The sequence below is a fragment of the Thalassobacillus devorans MSP14 genome (assembly GCF_000496835.1).
Classification (GTDB): domain Bacteria; phylum Bacillota; class Bacilli; order Bacillales; family Halobacillaceae; genus Thalassobacillus; species Thalassobacillus devorans_B.
On the sequence record NZ_KI543236.1, the window covers coordinates 1,550,326 to 1,566,038 of the forward strand.

At 40.5% G+C, this 15,713-nt stretch carries 17 protein-coding genes; 5 read left to right on the forward strand and 12 right to left on the reverse strand.

Annotated elements, in window-relative coordinates:
• Positions 1-38: 38 nt before the first annotated feature.
• The gene (locus P855_RS0108830; RefSeq protein ID WP_028783228.1) at positions 39-536 is read left to right on the forward strand and encodes a DUF1189 family protein; all 498 of its coding nucleotides are present in this window, start codon (positions 39-41) and stop codon (positions 534-536) included.
• 21 nt (positions 537-557) lie between these two features.
• Here the strand turns inward: P855_RS0108830 and P855_RS0108835 are convergent, their stop codons facing one another.
• Positions 558-1,202, reverse strand: a complete 645-nt coding sequence (locus P855_RS0108835) for an NfeD family protein (RefSeq protein WP_028783229.1) — start codon at positions 1,200-1,202, stop codon at positions 558-560.
• Positions 1,203-1,329: 127 nt separating this feature from the next.
• Between P855_RS0108835 and P855_RS0108840 the strand changes: the two genes are divergently transcribed.
• Positions 1,330-1,698: a hypothetical protein gene (locus tag P855_RS0108840; RefSeq protein ID WP_051353124.1), complete on the forward strand. Its 369-nt coding sequence runs from the start codon at positions 1,330-1,332 to the stop codon at positions 1,696-1,698.
• A gap of 105 nt (positions 1,699-1,803) precedes the next feature.
• Positions 1,804-2,898 carry a flavodoxin-dependent (E)-4-hydroxy-3-methylbut-2-enyl-diphosphate synthase gene (gene ispG, locus P855_RS0108845; protein ID WP_028783231.1) on the forward strand — a complete coding sequence of 365 codons (1,095 nt, stop codon included), beginning with the start codon at positions 1,804-1,806 and terminating at the stop codon, positions 2,896-2,898.
• Between the two features lie 63 nt (positions 2,899-2,961).
• Here the strand turns inward: ispG and P855_RS0108850 are convergent, their stop codons facing one another.
• A complete protein-coding gene (locus tag P855_RS0108850) occupies positions 2,962-3,369 on the reverse strand; it encodes a hypothetical protein (RefSeq protein ID WP_028783232.1) in 408 nt (135 codons plus the stop codon).
• Between the two features lie 142 nt (positions 3,370-3,511).
• A complete protein-coding gene (locus tag P855_RS20710) occupies positions 3,512-4,219 on the reverse strand; it encodes a lytic transglycosylase domain-containing protein (RefSeq protein ID WP_037985736.1) in 708 nt (235 codons plus the stop codon).
• Between the two features lie 186 nt (positions 4,220-4,405).
• Between P855_RS20710 and P855_RS0108860 the strand changes: the two genes are divergently transcribed.
• Positions 4,406-4,690: a DUF2624 family protein gene (locus P855_RS0108860; protein ID WP_028783233.1), complete on the forward strand. Its 285-nt coding sequence runs from the start codon at positions 4,406-4,408 to the stop codon at positions 4,688-4,690.
• A 45-nt stretch (positions 4,691-4,735) separates the two neighbouring features.
• Here the strand turns inward: P855_RS0108860 and P855_RS0108865 are convergent, their stop codons facing one another.
• Together P855_RS0108865 and P855_RS0108870 are read right to left on the reverse strand one after the other, a co-directional pair.
• Positions 4,736-5,629 carry a deoxyribonuclease IV gene (locus tag P855_RS0108865; RefSeq protein WP_028783234.1) on the reverse strand — a complete coding sequence of 298 codons (894 nt, stop codon included), beginning with the start codon at positions 5,627-5,629 and terminating at the stop codon, positions 4,736-4,738.
• Positions 5,630-5,653: 24 nt separating this feature from the next.
• Entirely contained in the window at positions 5,654-6,973 is a 1,320-nt protein-coding gene (locus P855_RS0108870) for a DEAD/DEAH box helicase (RefSeq protein ID WP_028783235.1), read from the reverse strand.
• Positions 6,974-7,194: 221 nt separating this feature from the next.
• Here P855_RS0108870 and P855_RS0108875 point away from each other — a divergent pair, with 221 nt between their 5' ends.
• The gene (locus P855_RS0108875) at positions 7,195-8,145 is read left to right on the forward strand and encodes a 4-hydroxy-3-methylbut-2-enyl diphosphate reductase (RefSeq protein ID WP_028783236.1); all 951 of its coding nucleotides are present in this window, start codon (positions 7,195-7,197) and stop codon (positions 8,143-8,145) included.
• An 80-nt stretch (positions 8,146-8,225) separates the two neighbouring features.
• On the opposite strand, the gene P855_RS0108880 is transcribed toward P855_RS0108875, so the two are convergent.
• The 7 genes from P855_RS0108880 to P855_RS0108915 form a co-directional block, all read right to left on the reverse strand.
• The gene (locus P855_RS0108880) at positions 8,226-9,335 is read right to left on the reverse strand and encodes a Nif3-like dinuclear metal center hexameric protein (RefSeq protein ID WP_028783237.1); all 1,110 of its coding nucleotides are present in this window, start codon (positions 9,333-9,335) and stop codon (positions 8,226-8,228) included.
• Positions 9,325-10,029, reverse strand: coding sequence for a tRNA (adenine(22)-N(1))-methyltransferase (locus P855_RS0108885; protein WP_028783238.1), 705 nt, complete (start codon positions 10,027-10,029; stop codon positions 9,325-9,327). Before P855_RS0108885 ends, P855_RS0108880 begins: the two co-directional genes overlap by 11 nt.
• A 178-nt stretch (positions 10,030-10,207) precedes the next feature.
• Positions 10,208-10,573 carry a cytochrome c550 gene (gene cccA / locus P855_RS0108890; RefSeq protein WP_028783239.1) on the reverse strand — a complete coding sequence of 122 codons (366 nt, stop codon included), beginning with the start codon at positions 10,571-10,573 and terminating at the stop codon, positions 10,208-10,210.
• 593 nt (positions 10,574-11,166) lie between these two features.
• Positions 11,167-12,285, reverse strand: a complete 1,119-nt coding sequence (gene rpoD / locus P855_RS0108900) for an RNA polymerase sigma factor RpoD (protein ID WP_028783241.1) — start codon at positions 12,283-12,285, stop codon at positions 11,167-11,169.
• A gap of 33 nt (positions 12,286-12,318) precedes the next feature.
• On the reverse strand, positions 12,319-14,142 hold the full coding sequence (gene dnaG / locus P855_RS0108905; RefSeq protein ID WP_028783242.1) for a DNA primase: 1,824 nt from the start codon (positions 14,140-14,142) through the stop codon (positions 12,319-12,321).
• A gap of 32 nt (positions 14,143-14,174) precedes the next feature.
• A complete protein-coding gene (locus P855_RS0108910; protein ID WP_028783243.1) occupies positions 14,175-14,642 on the reverse strand; it encodes a YaiI/YqxD family protein in 468 nt (155 codons plus the stop codon).
• Between the two features lie 232 nt (positions 14,643-14,874).
• Positions 14,875-15,681, reverse strand: a complete 807-nt coding sequence (locus P855_RS0108915; RefSeq protein WP_028783244.1) for a pyruvate, water dikinase regulatory protein — start codon at positions 15,679-15,681, stop codon at positions 14,875-14,877.
• Positions 15,682-15,713: the final 32 nt, after the last annotated feature.

Here is a 15,713-nt window from a genome sequence, read left to right on the forward strand (position 1 = left end):
AATATAAAGAAGGTAAGTAATCAAAGGAGAATAAGTTAATGAGTAAAACACGATTGTTGTTAAAAAGCTGTTACCATTTCAAACTGATCAGTGCTTTTCGTTTTCAACCGATCGGAAAAGCAATTGGTTATGTTTTCTTCTTAAGTTTAATCGTCTTATTACCGGTACTATTAAGCATGATTTCCACTACTTTATCTTCTCCCGGGGGAGACGCCGCAGGTATAATGAAAGGTATCTCAAGCGGTGTATTTACAATCATCTTCCTGCCCTTTATCTATTTACTGATTTCTTTGTTATTATTCTGCAGTAGCGGCTTATTGGCTAGTATCGGTCTTGTCTATGTAAAAGTTTTGAACAAGCGAGCTGATTATAAGCAATTATGGAATATGAGTACCCTTTCTATTACGGCTCCCACCATAGTTTTAGTAGTAGTGGAATCCTTTTTCTGGTCAGTTTCTTCTATTATATTAATTTATATATTCGCAACCGCTGTCTATCTCTTTTTAAGTCTACGCTATTTACCCAAAATGAAATGACCCGCCAATTTTTCTTGCGGGTCATTGTGCATCATGATTTTGTTTTTTTGCCACCAATATCTTCGTTCCGTCCACCGCTTCTACAATAATTGTCGAACCTCTGTAAATCCATTGACCGTTAGTGACAGCACTGTAATCTTTACCATTGATTTGCACCGTTCCCACCGGGCGCATATCCGTCTGTGCAACACCTTCTTCGTTTACAAGACTCTTATATTGTTCATTCATCGTATTATATCCAGCTTCTGTAGATAATTGATCAATTAAAGTGATTTTCGACCACATATCTCTTCTCTTAAAAGCTTTTAGAAAGAAGAGTGAACTTGCCCCACCTAAAACCACGCCAATTACGCCATATAAACCAGCGACCCAATTAGGTGAACTGAACCCTACTGCAACGATCATACACGCGGCACCGATCGTTGCTAATGTTCCATCATTAATTAATTTACCATCAATAACAATTAAAATGAGGCCGATCAGGTAAATCAACATCATCACGATGAACATACTCGGCGAGAGAAAGGAGTAAAAATATACAGTGATAAACCCCAACCCTACTAGACCAAACAAACCCCGGGCATTTACAAGCAGTTCCCCAATCAAAAATAACGTTCCAAAAAACGTTATTAGAAAACTTACCCAATCATTTTGCAGAATTCCCATGTTTACACGCCCTCTCCTTACTTTATTCATATATACGTATGAAATATAATATAAGTTTCAAAAAAGGAATGTTTTCGGTTTAAGGCGAATAGTACACATATGACATTTAATGGAGGTGACTGTCAGTGTGAAGAAAACAGGCTTATTTATCTTAATCATACTGCTTTTAGCCAGCTTATACAAAGACTTGACGATCGGTACTACCATCAATCGTAGTGATTCAAATGACAAATTAAATACCACTGAAATCCCTCCACCTCCAAAAGCAGAAATAATCGAATCTCCATTACGTTATAACCAGAAAGTCCCAGTTAAAGTGAAAGCGGGTGACACGGTTCTTTCCATCATGGAACAACTTCATAATGGGGAGTATTACCATCCCATGAAGGACATGCTTGACGATTTTCAACAATTGAACCCTGGAATTGACCCCTCTAAGCTTAAAATTGATAAAGTATATTATTTTCCTTTATATGAAAAAGCTCAGTCAGAATAGATAATCTAAGTAATCTTACTTCTCATTTATCCGTTTAGGCCTTATAATGAAAGATGGTATAAAAAAATACCCTTCAATGTGAACAAACAAAGGAGCGTTTCACTTATGGCAATTACGCATAGAAAAGATACCCGGCCAGTCAGAGTCGGCGATTTGATAATTGGTGGTTCGGACCAGGTTGTGGTTCAATCCATGACGACGACAAAAACCCATGATGTAGAAGCTACAGTAAATGAAATCCATCGGTTAGAAGAAGCCGGATGCCAAGTTGTAAGGGTAGCATGCCCAGATGATCGTGCTGCGGATGCCATCCCTGAAATTAAAAAACGTATCAACATTCCTCTTGTAGTAGATATTCACTTTGATTATAAAATGGCTTTAAAAGCAATCGAAGGCGGAGCAGATAAAATCCGGATCAATCCTGGAAATATCGGCCGACGCGAAAAAGTAGAAGCAGTAGTAAATGCCGCTAAAAAAAGAGGCATCCCTATTCGTATCGGGGTGAACGCCGGTTCGTTAGAAAAGCATATCCTTAAGAAATATGGCTACCCAACTGCTGAGGGTATGGTAGAAAGCGCCTTACATCATATTAAAATTCTCGAGGACCTTGATTTTCATGATATTATTGTTTCCTTGAAAGCATCAGATGTTCAGCTGGCGATTGAAGCTTATACAAAAGCGGCGGAAGCCATCAAATACCCATTGCATCTTGGTATTACCGAATCCGGCACCCAATTTGCTGGTACTGTCAAAAGCGCAGCGGGTCTTGGTGCCATCTTAAGCAAAGGTATCGGCAGCACCTTGCGTATCTCGTTAAGTGCTGATCCGGTAGAAGAAGTCAAAGTCGGACGGGAATTATTGAAATCATTCGGGCTGGCTGCCAACGCTGCCACCTTGATATCCTGCCCTACATGCGGCCGTATCGAAATCGATTTGATATCCATTGCGAATGAAGTGGAAGAATATATCTCAACCATTAAAGCACCTATTAAAGTTGCTGTGCTTGGCTGCGCAGTTAATGGCCCAGGCGAAGCCCGTGAAGCTGATATTGGAATTGCAGGTGCACGAGGCGAAGGATTGTTATTCCGGCACGGGGAAATCATTCGTAAAGTACCTGAAGATATCATGGTAGAAGAATTGAAAAAAGAAGTCGATAAACTTGCCGAAGAGCATTATAAAAAACAAAAGCAGGAAGCATAATAAAGTGAGCCCATTTTTTGGGCTCACTTTTGATTTACAGGCGCTTACTTTAGCTGTTCCCAACTAAAATGGGTTGAAGAAAAGCGACAAGAGAATCGAAGCCACACCAATAAATATCGCAGTGTTGCCCAAGGTTTCGGCTCCTCTTCTCCTTGAGATGAATCCAAGTACAATCCCTGCTCCACCTAAAAGGATGGGAGCGAAGAATAAAGATATCCCTGCAAGTATCAGAGCTAACCAGCCCATGCCGGTTTTTACATCTGTTTGCATGTCTGTCTCTTGTTCTTCAGATTTTATGGTTTCATTTGGACTCATCGCAAGTTCTTGCGCATACTCTTCTTTATAATCCTGTTCCTGGTAAGGCTCGTCATGATAAACCAGCCCCTGCTTTTCTTCTTGCATATCGTCATCTCCATAATGAGGTCCTCGTTCTACCTCATCATAGGTTGAGCGCTTGTTGGAATCATCCATTTTAACACCCTCGCTTTCTTTATGGAGATTCCTTTATATTGTCTGCAGGTTCTCAGTAAACTTACGAGGTAATAATTACATGACGATGAAGTAAACAAAAAACGTTATGGGACAGGTCAAATCCTTTCCCATAACGTTTTTATCAATTTGCTGAAGCTAAAGTTGGATGCGTTTCTGCATTTTCCTGTATTTCCACTGCATACCAGCTTCTTGCGTGACCGTTCTTTTCCTTATAATTTTCTAAGCCACCCATTCCACGGTGATACGCCGTCAATGCTTCATTCCAATTACCATATTTTCCATGAAGGTAATCCAGGTATATCATCGATAATTGCATAGAATAGTACGGGTCGAATAATAATTCATCTTTATATGGAAGTCCTCCCATATCTGCAATCCATGGGGCAGTGTTTTTCATAAACTGTGCCATCCCATAGGCTCGTCCATATTTCGTAGGAGGCCCAACCAATTCCGGATTGAACGTATCTCCTGTCTCCACTTTTAATAATTCATAAACCAGAAATGGATCTATTTCATAACGTTCTGCTTCTCTGACAAGAAACATGGCCCATGATTTTTTGAACCTTCCCCCGCTCTCTTCCACTAAACGCTGTGCTGCCAATTCCATCTTGTGCCATTCATAATATCCTTCGTCAATCTTTTGTGATTTTTTTGGCGTGGCTGACAGAGCGCTGTCTGCAGCGATTTTTTCCTTCGTTTCTTCTTCTGCGGAATTTTTACCTTCTGCAGTAGTCTTTGTATCATCCTTCAAAATATGGGTAACAAAAAAGAATAAGCCGACAAGGAGCACGGTTGCTCCAATTTGGAACATTATCTTTAATGATTTCATTACTTCACTCCTTATAATGAGTACAAATTCTGTTTCAATACAATAGAGAAATGGACTCATCAACCGATACTAACGGACCAGTTGCCAGAAAGCAATTGATAAGCGCTATATTCCTGAACTTACCATTCACGTTTCCATTATGTAGGAATAAGTTGTAAAGAGTATTCGTCTCGAGGAGGCTTAGCTATGAAAGATATGGCACAACATATCATTACCCAAAAATTAAAGCAGTTAACCACAAGAGATATATTAAAATATAGTGAAAAGTTCGGCATACAGATCACCAGGCAGGAAGCTGACCAAATCATCAAAGAATTGAAATACAATAATTTCAATCCACTAAACGCCGGTGAACGCATGACTATGTTAAAAAAGTTAGCAGCTATAACCAGTCCTGATACAGCAAAGAAGGTCAATCGTATTCTTCATCAAATGGCGAAAGAATATGGTGTTAGTCACTTACTTAAGTGAATTAAAAGCGCACCGCCCTCACAGGATGGGGGCGGTGCGCTTTTGTTACTGCTGCATGATTTTATCCTTTAATTCCTTATCAAAGGCTTTAGCTTTCAACATCTCAATTTCAAATTTATAGGGAGGTTTCTTATTTTTCTTATCTTCTCCTACATATGGAGTTTCAAGAATTTTAGGCAAATCTTTCAATTGGGGATGATGGACGACATAACTTAATGCATCAAAACCAATATGACCAAATCCAATGTTTTCATGACGGTCTTTAGCTGCCCCACGTTCATTTTTGCTATCATTTACATGAATAACTTTCAAACGATCCAATCCGATAACCTTATCGAATTCTTCAAGGACACCGTCGAAATCATTGACCACATCATACCCTGCATCATGGATGTGGCATGTATCGAGGCAGATGGATAATTTATCGTTTAGCTCTACTCCATCAATAATCTTTGCTAATTCCTCAAAAGTCCGCCCGCATTCTGAACCTTTACCTGCCATTGTTTCTAAAGCAATCTGGGCTTTTTGGTCTTTGTGAAGGACTTCATTTAAACCAGATATGATTTTGTCTATCCCCTGGTCTGTGCCTGCACCAACATGAGAGCCAGGATGTAATACGATCTGATCGGCACCGATGGCTTCTGTTCTTTGAATTTCATTTCTTAAGAAGTCGACACCCAGTTGAAAGGTTTCCGGCTTTGTCGTATTACCTACATTGATAATATAAGGAGCGTGAACAACAATGTCCCCAATATCATGCGCTCGCATATGTTCCATACCAGCTTCAATATTCAATTCTTCTATCGGCCTTCTACGTGTATTTTGCGGAGCACCTGTATAGATCATAAATGTATTTGAGCCATAGGATGCAGCCTCCTCACTTGCCCCTAACAACATTTTTTTCCCTTTCATTGACACGTGTGAACCAATCTTCACCATATTTCTACACCTCTGTCATCAATATTATTTCTTCTTAAAATTATTTCTCTTTAGTTTTTTTATGTTTTTTTCTGCTTGCTTCTTCATTTTCTTTTTGTACCCAGGCTTTACTTTTTTCGGTTTTTTCACCATATTCCATGCCTGTTTTTCCATGGTCGATTCCTGTGTTTTTTCACGTTTTTGACGTTCATTGTAGGCTTTTACTTCTTTCCATTCTCCATTACGGATATCATAATAATCGAAGGTAAGCCCTTTTTTCTCTAAACGCTGGACCAACGGAAGATCGTAATCGTTAAACAGGTTGATCGCTGTGCCTTCCAGACCTGCGCGGGCTGTCCGGCCGACACGGTGGATATAGAACTCTTCTTCCTTAGGCATCTGGGCATTAATGACATGGCTGACCCCTTGAATATCTATTCCACGGGAAGCAAGGTCCGTTGCAACAATATATTGATAGCGCAAGCTTTGTAATTCTTTCAACATCCTTTTTCGTTCCCTGGGAGACAGTCCCCCATGGATGACCCCGACTTCCAGCCCTTTTTCTTGCAATTCCTCTGCAAGTCGATCTGCATGTTCTTTTCCATTCGTGAATATAATTGCCAGGTAAGGCTGGATCACCTTAGAAATATTTATGATCATTTCGGAAGGTGAGCGATGTCGTAACGGAATCATTCGGTGTTCCATTAATTCCGGCGAAGGTTTTTCATCTTGAATATGAATATACGTTGGGTTATCCAGATATTTTTTCAAAAAAGGCTGAAGCCGTTCAGGTATAGTCGCTGAAAATACCAATAGCTGGACTTCAGGTTTCATCCGGATAAGTATCTGATCGACCTCGTCGATAAAACCTAAATCAAGCATCAAATCAGCTTCATCTAATACAAAAGCGCTTGCCTGGTACAAATCCAGCGCTTCTTCTTTTACGAGATCCAATATACGTCCTGGCGTTCCTACCACAATGTGTGGAGGCTCTTTTAATTTTTCCACTGTTTTCTGCTTATCTGTTCCACCGATAAGCAGCTTCGCTCTCCAGCGATGGTCTTTTTCTGCGAAATGGATACTCTTACGGACTTCATCATAAATTTGGATAGCCAGCTCCCGGGTGGGAGCTGTAATAACAAATTGAACATGATTTTTTGTTTCATCTAACTTATTAATCAAGGGCAATAAATAGGCATGTGTTTTTCCCGAACCTGTATGGGACTGGCCGATGATACTCTCTCCTCGTAAAGCGGCGGGTATAACCTGCTGCTGAATGGGGGTGGGCTCGATAAATCCGTACTTAGATATAATATCACTGACTACCGGATGGATAGCGAACTGATTGAACTCATGACTTTTCATATAATTACTCCTTTTTATAAACAAGTTCAGCGCTCACGCTGAACTTTGCAGGTAAAAAAACTTCCTTCCTCATTATAGTAGACACAGACAACAATTGCACGCTTATAAACATCTCTTCTTTGTCATCTTCAACTTTTCCCTTTATAATGAAATTGATGCACGAAAAGATGATGCATGTAAAGATAATGAATTATTTTATTTCAGAGGGGGAACCAACCAGCATGGAAGTAATAAAAATAGCACCGCGCGGTTATTGCTATGGAGTGGTCGATGCCATGGTAATCGCCCAAAACGCGTCTAAGGACCCCAATTTACCTCGTCCGATATATATTTTAGGTATGATAGTGCATAACACTCATGTTACTGAAGCTTTCAAAGAACAGGGAATCATTACACTGGATGGAAGAAATCGTTTAGATATATTAGAAGGCATTAATGATGGGACAGTCATTTTCACTGCCCATGGCGTTTCACCGGAAGTGAAAGAACGCGCCAAAGAGAAAGGGTTGACCGTTCTGGATGCCACCTGTCCGGATGTAACCAACACACACAACCTGATCAGAGATCGTGTTGCTGATGGATATGAAGTCATCTATATTGGAAAAAAAGGACATCCTGAGCCTGAAGGTGCAGTCGGAGTAGCACCGGGAAAAGTACACCTCGTCCAAACGGAAGAGGATGTCGAGCAATTGAATGTGGAGCACGATAAATTATTGGTCACGAATCAAACAACCATGAGTCAATGGGATGTTTATGACGTAATGGAAAAAATCAAAGAAAAATATCCTCACGTCGAGCTTCACCAGGAAATTTGCATGGCAACTCAGGTCCGGCAGGAAGCAGTATCCGAACAGGCAAAGGACGCGGATCTTACCCTCGTGGTAGGTGATCCACGGAGTAACAACTCCAATCGATTGGCGCAGGTTTCTAAAGAAATTGCAGGCACGGAAGCTTATCGTATTTCTGACGTTACTGAAATTCAATTAGAATGGCTCCAGGGAGTTGACAAAGTAGCGGTAACTGCCGGTGCTTCAACTCCAACTCCTATCACAAAGGAAGTAATCAAGTTCATTGAACAGTATGATGGGTCTGATGAAAACACCTGGGTCAGAGAATCTAAAGTTGAACAGAAGAAAATTCTGCCCAAAGTCAAAACTAAGAAAAAAGCGTAAATGCTGACCAGAAGCACAAGCGCCTAACAGTAATGACCACCAGACGATAAAAAAGGCTGCCAATTAGGGCAGCCTTTTCTTTATATAAATTTGAATGGTTCTGTATTCGCTTCAGAAATATAGACGTTCAACTTGTCTTCTATTTGATTGAGCTTTTCATCTAAATAAGTTTTCACAGCTTTCTTCATCACTTTTTCTACATGATGACCCGGATCTACCACCTTTAAGCCAATCTCCTCGGCTTCTTGAGCAGGATGAAATGTCATGTCTCCAGTCAGATAAACATCTGCTCCAAGACGTTTGGCATCATATAGATATTTTTCCCCGCTCCCGCCTAAAATAGCCACTGTGCGAACCGTCTCACCCAACTCCCCAATCACACGAAGACTTGGGATGTCCAAGCTTTTCTTTACATGCTCACAGAAATCTTTTAACGTCATTTCCTCATTCATCATACCGATCCTGCCGATCCCATAGGACTCACCTTCGTTTTGTAATGTATAGACATCGTAAGCTACTTCTTCATAAGGATGAGCTTCCTGCATGGCTTTTAATACATTTGATAGTTTTGAGTGCGGCAGTAGGAACTCGACTCTTTGTTCATCAACAATTTCCATCTCTCCACTTTTACCTAAGAATGGATCTGCGTCTTCTGTCGGCATAAACCTTCCTTTACCGGGCATGCTGAATGAAACATTGCTGTAATCCCCAATATGTCCTGCACCTGCGTCATGCATCGCCTTTCTTACTTGTTCAGCATGATTTTCAGGAACGAATACAATGAGTTTGACCAGCTTATCTTTTCCTGTTTCAAGCAGCGGCTTGGTATCCGATAAGCCCAAAGCTTCAGCTAACGCATCATTGACCCCTCCCTCTGCTATATCCAGGTTGGTATGTGCGGCATAAACGGTAATGTCATGTTTGATGAGCTTTTGGATAACACGTCCTTTTGGTGTATCCGGGTTGATTTGGCTCAACGGTTTGAAAATGACAGGATGGTGGGAAATGATTAAGTCTACTTGTTTTTCCACCGCCTCATCCACTACATTTTCTAACACATCTAATGTAATCATGATATTTTTAACGGATTTATTCAACGTTCCTACTTGCAAACCTACCTTATCCCACTCGAACGCTAAATGCTTTGGCGACATTTGTTCAAAAACCCGGATGATTTCATTACCAGTCATCGTTCAATAACTCCTCTATCCATTCTATTTCTAATTCCAGTTTAGCAATTTTGTCATTATCAGGATTTGCTGCTTTTTTCATTTGTTTTTTCACATAATCTCTTTTTGCTTTTTCTTCATGCCATTTTTTCTTAAAAACAGGTGACTTATCTTTCATTAAATATGGCCCGAACAGAATTTCTCTTTCTGAATAATGCACTTTTTCATGGTCACTTTTTTCAGCTGCAATCACTTCATAAATATGCCCTGCTTCTTCAATAATTTCTTCAGCTATTATTTGATAATTATACTTAATGAACCATTTCCGTAATGACTTGGCATCAACATTCGGCTGGACGATAATCCGTGAAGTACGCCCCAATTTTTCTTTGCCTTCCTCAAGGATAGTCGTGATCAAGGTACCTCCCATACCTGCTATGACTATTTGCTCTACTTCATCATCAAAGAGGACGGTAAGTCCATCTCCTTTCCGGACAGCTATCCGGGCAGATAAACCATTGCTTTCCACTTCCTTTTTTGCACTTTGGTAGGGGCCTTCATTCAGTTCTCCTGCTATGGCCGTCGCGGTAGGATCCTGAAGGCAAACATAACAGGGAAGGTACGCATGATCTGAGCCGATATCCGCAAAGTTGGCTCCATGGGGGAGATAGGAGGCTACCACCTGGAGTCGTCTGGATAATAACTTTTCATTCATTTGACTTCCTCATTTCTCTCAAACTAAACATATTTCCAGTAAAAAACCGGCTTATCACTAAGTTTCTGATAGCTAACACCTTAATGTTTCTTATACTATTAGCGTTCACAAAAGTAAACTACCGTATAGTACAAAAAGAAAAGCCTTCTGAAATTTCCAGAAAGCTTGCTCTATATGTTTATTTCTTTTTCGCCAGCCATTCTGCCACAACCGCCGCTTCCTCAGCTGGGATAAGTCCTGCTGGCATAGCTTGTCCTTTACCATTCTTGATGATGTCTTGTATCTCTTCTTTCGAATACTTACTGCCTACCGTCTTTAAGGAAGGGCCATTTCCACCAGAAAGATCAGCCCCATGACAGCTGGCACAATTGTTTTGGAAAATATCCTCAGGATTAGCACTTGCCTCTTCCTGCTTTTCCCCTCCATTTTTCTCTCCATTTTTAATTGCTTCATTTTGGCCGACACCGACCCAAGAAATGATGAACATTGTTAAGATCCCTATAACAGCAATCATTGCAAATGGGATAATTGGGTTTCTTTTCATGTGTTCATTTCCTCCTTATGTAGTCCCATATATATCTTTCTCTAAAATACAAACTATATTTATTTTACTTGAAAAATCTTCTTTAGGAAAGAGCTATCCACTTAAAAGTTAAAAAACATCATCAAAACGGCAAAAACTGCTCCCAGAAAGCCATTAATTTTCAATGAATGGAATCCACACCGTCGAGCTTCAACTCTGCCAAGGAGATAACAAATGAAGATTCCAAAGCAATAACAATAACAAAAGAACGAGAGTAGTAAAGGAAAAATCAATCGACCTTTGATTATGTAGGGATACCGCGCTTAAACCAGTACCAACTACAAATATCGACAAAATGACTGTTTGCATTATGAAAGCCGTTTCAGTAAAATAAATGACAAGAAATAAGATTGGAAACAATAGTAATATAACTGCCAATCTCAGATATAAAAACATCAGTTTCCAAATGGATACAGGGCAATAAAATTCAGGCTGCAGGCAATTGATTTTCCGATACTTCATTTCCTGAATGATGATTTCCCCCGGTGTACCATTAGCAGTAAAATAGACCAGGAACAAAACATTCAGTCAGCTCCTGGTCATGACAGTCACATCTATTCTAAGAAATCTTTTAACCGTTTACTTCTACTAGGGTGACGCAGTTTTCTTAAAGCTTTTGCTTCGATCTGACGAATCCGTTCCCGGGTGACGCCAAACACTTTCCCTACCTCTTCAAGAGTGCGTGTACGTCCGTCATCTAATCCGAACCGCAGGCGAAGTACGTTTTCTTCCCGGTCAGTCAAAGTATCCAGCACATCTTCTAATTGTTCTTTTAATAGCTCATAAGCTGCATGGTCAGAAGGAGATGTCGCTTCCTGATCTTCAATGAAGTCACCAAGATGGGAATCGTCTTCTTCACCAATTGGTGTTTCCAAGGAGACTGGCTCTTGTGCTATTTTTAAGATTTCTCTTACTTTATCAGGTGACAGCTCCATTTCCTCTCCGATCTCTTCCGGAGTAGGCTCACGTCCAAAGTCCTGAAGCAACTGTCGCTGTACACGGATCAACTTATTGATTGTTTCAACCATGTGGACGGGAATACGAATGGTACGAGCCTGGTCCGCAATCGCTCGTGTGATTGCCTGTCTGATCCACCATGTCGCATAAGTGCTGAATTTGTACCCTTTGCGGTAATCAAACTTTTCAACTGCTTTGATAAGGCCCATATTTCCTTCCTGGATCAAGTCGAGGAACAACATCCCTCTGCCTACATAACGTTTTGCGATGCTTACCACCAGACGCAAGTTAGCCTCTGCCAGTTCACGTTTGGCTTCTTCGTCGCCTTCTTCAATCCGTTGAGCAAGATCAATTTCATCTTTTGCTGCCAAAAGATTTACCCGCCCAATTTCTTTCAGGTACATACGAACCGGGTCATTGATTTTGACACCAGGAGGAACGCTTAAATCATTCAGGTCAAATTCTTCTTCTTTATTTAACTGCTGCATGTTCGGATCCTCTTCCGAGCTTCCGATCACCTCAACACCCTGTTCATTCAGGTACTCATAAAATTCGTCCATTTGTTCAGACTCCAGTTCAAAGCTGGATAGACGTTCTGCTACTTCTTCGTATGCTAAAACTCCACGCTTTTTCCCAATTTCGAGCAATTGTTCTTTTGCCTGGTCCAGCGTAAGTTCATTTTCAGCTTCTTTAGAACGTAATGGCTTATCTGCCATAAGTCCCCCTCCTTCCAACAAATCACAATACTTTTACTGCGAACTTCTCAGTTGTCTTCTCAACTGAATTATTTTCATGGCAATTTCAGCTGCCTTGATGGGATCATTTTGCTGCTCTGCCTGTTTTTGTTCTTCTTCCAATGATTTGATATCCATTTTGTCACTTTGTTCTGCACGTATCAAACGAATATAATCATTGATTTCCCGTTCGGAAATTTCACTATGAACAGGCATCATCGCAAGCTTAATCACTAAATTCTTCAAGTCAGGTTCAGGTAACCTTTCAATAAAATGGCTGACATCAGGTTCATTGCCTTCTTCAAAATATGCATAGAGATAAGTAACAATAACCTGGTGTTCACTGATATTGAACCCTCCCCCTATTTCGGCCTGCACTTTATCCGCGACCTGGGGATTTTTTAACATATATGCAATCAGTGCCCTTTCTGCATTATGGAAAGCTGGCAACAGTCTGTTCTCCATCATGCGTTCAGAACGGACATTGGATTGTCTTGCCCTATTTGCCTCTTTTACAGGTGACCCGCTTCTTCTCCGGTGCTCTGAAACTTCCTGTTTAAGCGTTTCTAACGAAAGTTCAAACTCATTGGAAAGTTCCTTCAGGTAGTGTTCCCTCTCAATCGCATGATCGAGCGTGGCAACTTCCTTAACTACTCTTTCTACATAAGCAATGCGATCCCCTTCTAAATTGAGATTATATTCTTTCCTGAGATGTCTCATGATAAAGGTCAAATAGGTATCGCTTGCTCCAAGAACTTCTCTTTGGAATTTTTCGGCTCCGTTAGCTTTTATATAATCATCCGGGTCCATTCCATCGGGAAGGCGGGCCAGTTTTACAGTGCAACCTGCTTTCCTTAGCAATCGGGCAGCTTTCATGGAAGCCTCTATACCCGGCCGATCGCCATCGTAACAAATGACAGCTTCTTCAACATATCTTCGAATCAAATTTGCCTGATGTTCAGTAATGGATGTACCCAATGTGCCAACACCATTATGAACACCTGCTTGATATGCAGAAATTACGTCTACGTATCCTTCAAACAGGACAATGGAACCTTGTTTACGGATAGCACTTCTTGCTAAGTCAAAGTTGTACAGCAGTTTTCCTTTATGAAAAAGTTCTGTTTCAGGGCTATTAAGGTACTTAGGCTCCTGGTCTTGAATAGCTCGGCCGCCAAAAGCCACCGTCTTTCCTAAGTGGTTGCGTATTGGAAAAATAACCCTTCCCCTGAAACGATCACTGTAATCGCCAGATTGATTTGTACTTAATAAACCAGCTTTAACCATTAATTGAGGATGATACCCTTTCTTTTCAAGAAAACGAACGACAAAATCTTTGGAGTTCGGGGCATAACCTAAATGGAAATGGTCAATCATCTCCTCTGTGAAACCTCGGTTCAGCAGGTACTGAAGTCCTTCTTTACCTTCTTTGGTATGCTTCAGCAGGTGATGATAAAGTTTACTTAGCCACTGATGCGCTTCAAGGATTTTCTGGGCTTCCTCGTTTCTGGGTGAGGTCACTTCCTGATTATTAGTTACCTCATCAGGAAGGGGATGACCAGCTTTATCAGCAAGGTATTTGACAGCCTGCAGAAATTCATACCCTTCAAGCTCCATCAAGAATGTGATAGCATTGCCGCCTTTCCCACATCCGAAACAATGGAAAATCTGTTTATCGGGAGAAACAGAAAAAGACGGGGTATTCTCCCCATGGAAAGGACATAAACCAAAATAATTCCTTCCCTGTTTCTTTAATTGTACATATTCTCCAACAACATCAACGATATCATTGGATTTTCGTATTTCATCTATGGTTTCTTCTGGAAGATGTCCAGCCATCACTATCACCGTATTTATGAATTATTCGATATTCAATCCTGAATACCTTCATGTTTCGACAAAAAATCATCCAGCTTTTCCTGGAAGTATAAGCGATCCTGCTCAAGCAGAGGCGGTGGTCCTTTAATACGATTGCCTCTCTTTTGAGTTTTCTGTCTTAAGTGTTTCCGTAACATAATTTCATCTGCATCCGCCTCTTCAATCAGTTTACCTCGTGGGGTTATTGCATAAACACCTCTTGAAGTCAACAGCACAGCAAATGACAAATCCTGTGTTACTACTATATCTCCTTTTTTAACCCTATTGAGAATAAATAGATCTACAGCCTGATCAGCGTCATCAATGATTCTCCAATCTCCATATTCCGAATTAGGGCTATAATGATTTATAGTGGCAACAAATTGGGGGATGATTGCGTGTTTGATACAAACTCGATCTATCTCCTCTTTGACAGGACAGCTATCAGCATCAACATATAAAGCAGGTTTATTTTGCAACATTATCATAAATTCTACAGTGGCCCGCAAAATCCTCCTAATTCATCAATGTTTTATTTTTCAGAATTGTTTCTATAACAACGATAGTTTAGCTACCATACATTTTTACACAAAAACATATTATAATACATCCAATTAGTAATTGCTACAGTTTTTTTTCATTTTTTCTTGTTTTTCACGGAAAAAATCGCGCCTGGTTTATAGGTGGCGCGATTTTTCTTTGTATTTTGCGGGTTTATCGTTCATTTCTTAATTTGTTCATGATGACATTTGCAGTTTCTTCAACAGCTTTATGGGATACATCTATCACATCACAGCCGATGCGCTCTACAACCTCATTAAAATGATTCAGCTCTTGTTTAATTCTCTCCATATTGGCATAACTTGCCTGGTCTCCTAATCCTAAAGCTTTCAAGCGTTCCTTGCGGATATCGTTCAGTTTTTCAGGGCTGATCTTCAGGCCGATACACTTTTTCTTGTCTACATGAAACAATTCTTCCGGAGGTTCCACTTCCGGAACGATTGGCACATTTGCCACCTTTAATCTTTTATGAGCGAGGTATTGTGATAATGGAGTCTTGGAGGTGCGTGATACACCAATAAGAACGATATCCGCACGGGAAATCCCTCTTGGATCTCTGCCATCATCATACCGGACAGCAAATTCGATTGCTTCCACTCTTTTGAAATAATCCTCGTCAAGTTTATGAACCAATCCAGGTTCCATCCGTGGTTTTGTCTTGAAGAACCGCTCCATACTATCCATCATCGGGCCCATAATGTCGATACATTCCAATTGGTATTCATCAGCTTTTTTCAAAAGGTGCTTTCTTAACTCAGGAATCACCAATGTAAAACCTATCATGGCTTTTTTTTCTTTCGCTTGCAGCACTGCTTCATTTATAGTGCCTTCATCTTCCACATAAGGAATCCGCTGAATTTCATAAGGACCATCATCAAACTGACTTAGTGCTGCTTTTACCACCAATTCTGCTGTTTCACCCACAGAATCAGAAATTACAAATATCAATGGCTTATCCATCCCAATTCCTCCTATTATTCAGAGCGGAATGC

Bases quoted from the DNA above. Each gene is read 5' to 3' on its own strand.
- P855_RS0108830 (WP_028783228.1), top strand. From the start codon at position 39: ATGAGTAAAACACGATTGTTGTTAAAAAGCTGTTACCATTTCAAACTG.
- P855_RS0108835 (WP_028783229.1), bottom strand. From the start codon at position 1,202: ATGGGAATTCTGCAAAATGATTGGGTAAGTTTTCTAATAACGTTTTTT.
- ispG (WP_028783231.1), top strand. From the start codon at position 1,804: ATGGCAATTACGCATAGAAAAGATACCCGGCCAGTCAGAGTCGGCGAT.
- P855_RS0108850 (WP_028783232.1), bottom strand. From the start codon at position 3,369: ATGGATGATTCCAACAAGCGCTCAACCTATGATGAGGTAGAACGAGGA.
- P855_RS20710 (WP_037985736.1), bottom strand. From the start codon at position 4,219: ATGAAATCATTAAAGATAATGTTCCAAATTGGAGCAACCGTGCTCCTT.
- P855_RS0108860 (WP_028783233.1), top strand. From the start codon at position 4,406: ATGAAAGATATGGCACAACATATCATTACCCAAAAATTAAAGCAGTTA.
- P855_RS0108865 (WP_028783234.1), bottom strand. From the start codon at position 5,629: ATGGTGAAGATTGGTTCACACGTGTCAATGAAAGGGAAAAAAATGTTG.
- P855_RS0108870 (WP_028783235.1), bottom strand. From the start codon at position 6,973: ATGAAAAGTCATGAGTTCAATCAGTTCGCTATCCATCCGGTAGTCAGT.
- P855_RS0108875 (WP_028783236.1), top strand. From the start codon at position 7,195: ATGGAAGTAATAAAAATAGCACCGCGCGGTTATTGCTATGGAGTGGTC.
- P855_RS0108880 (WP_028783237.1), bottom strand. From the start codon at position 9,335: ATGACTGGTAATGAAATCATCCGGGTTTTTGAACAAATGTCGCCAAAG.
- P855_RS0108885 (WP_028783238.1), bottom strand. From the start codon at position 10,029: ATGAATGAAAAGTTATTATCCAGACGACTCCAGGTGGTAGCCTCCTAT.
- cccA (WP_028783239.1), bottom strand. From the start codon at position 10,573: ATGAAAAGAAACCCAATTATCCCATTTGCAATGATTGCTGTTATAGGG.
- rpoD (WP_028783241.1), bottom strand. From the start codon at position 12,285: ATGGCAGATAAGCCATTACGTTCTAAAGAAGCTGAAAATGAACTTACG.
- dnaG (WP_028783242.1), bottom strand. From the start codon at position 14,142: ATGGCTGGACATCTTCCAGAAGAAACCATAGATGAAATACGAAAATCC.
- P855_RS0108910 (WP_028783243.1), bottom strand. From the start codon at position 14,642: ATGTTGCAAAATAAACCTGCTTTATATGTTGATGCTGATAGCTGTCCT.
- P855_RS0108915 (WP_028783244.1), bottom strand. From the start codon at position 15,681: ATGGATAAGCCATTGATATTTGTAATTTCTGATTCTGTGGGTGAAACA.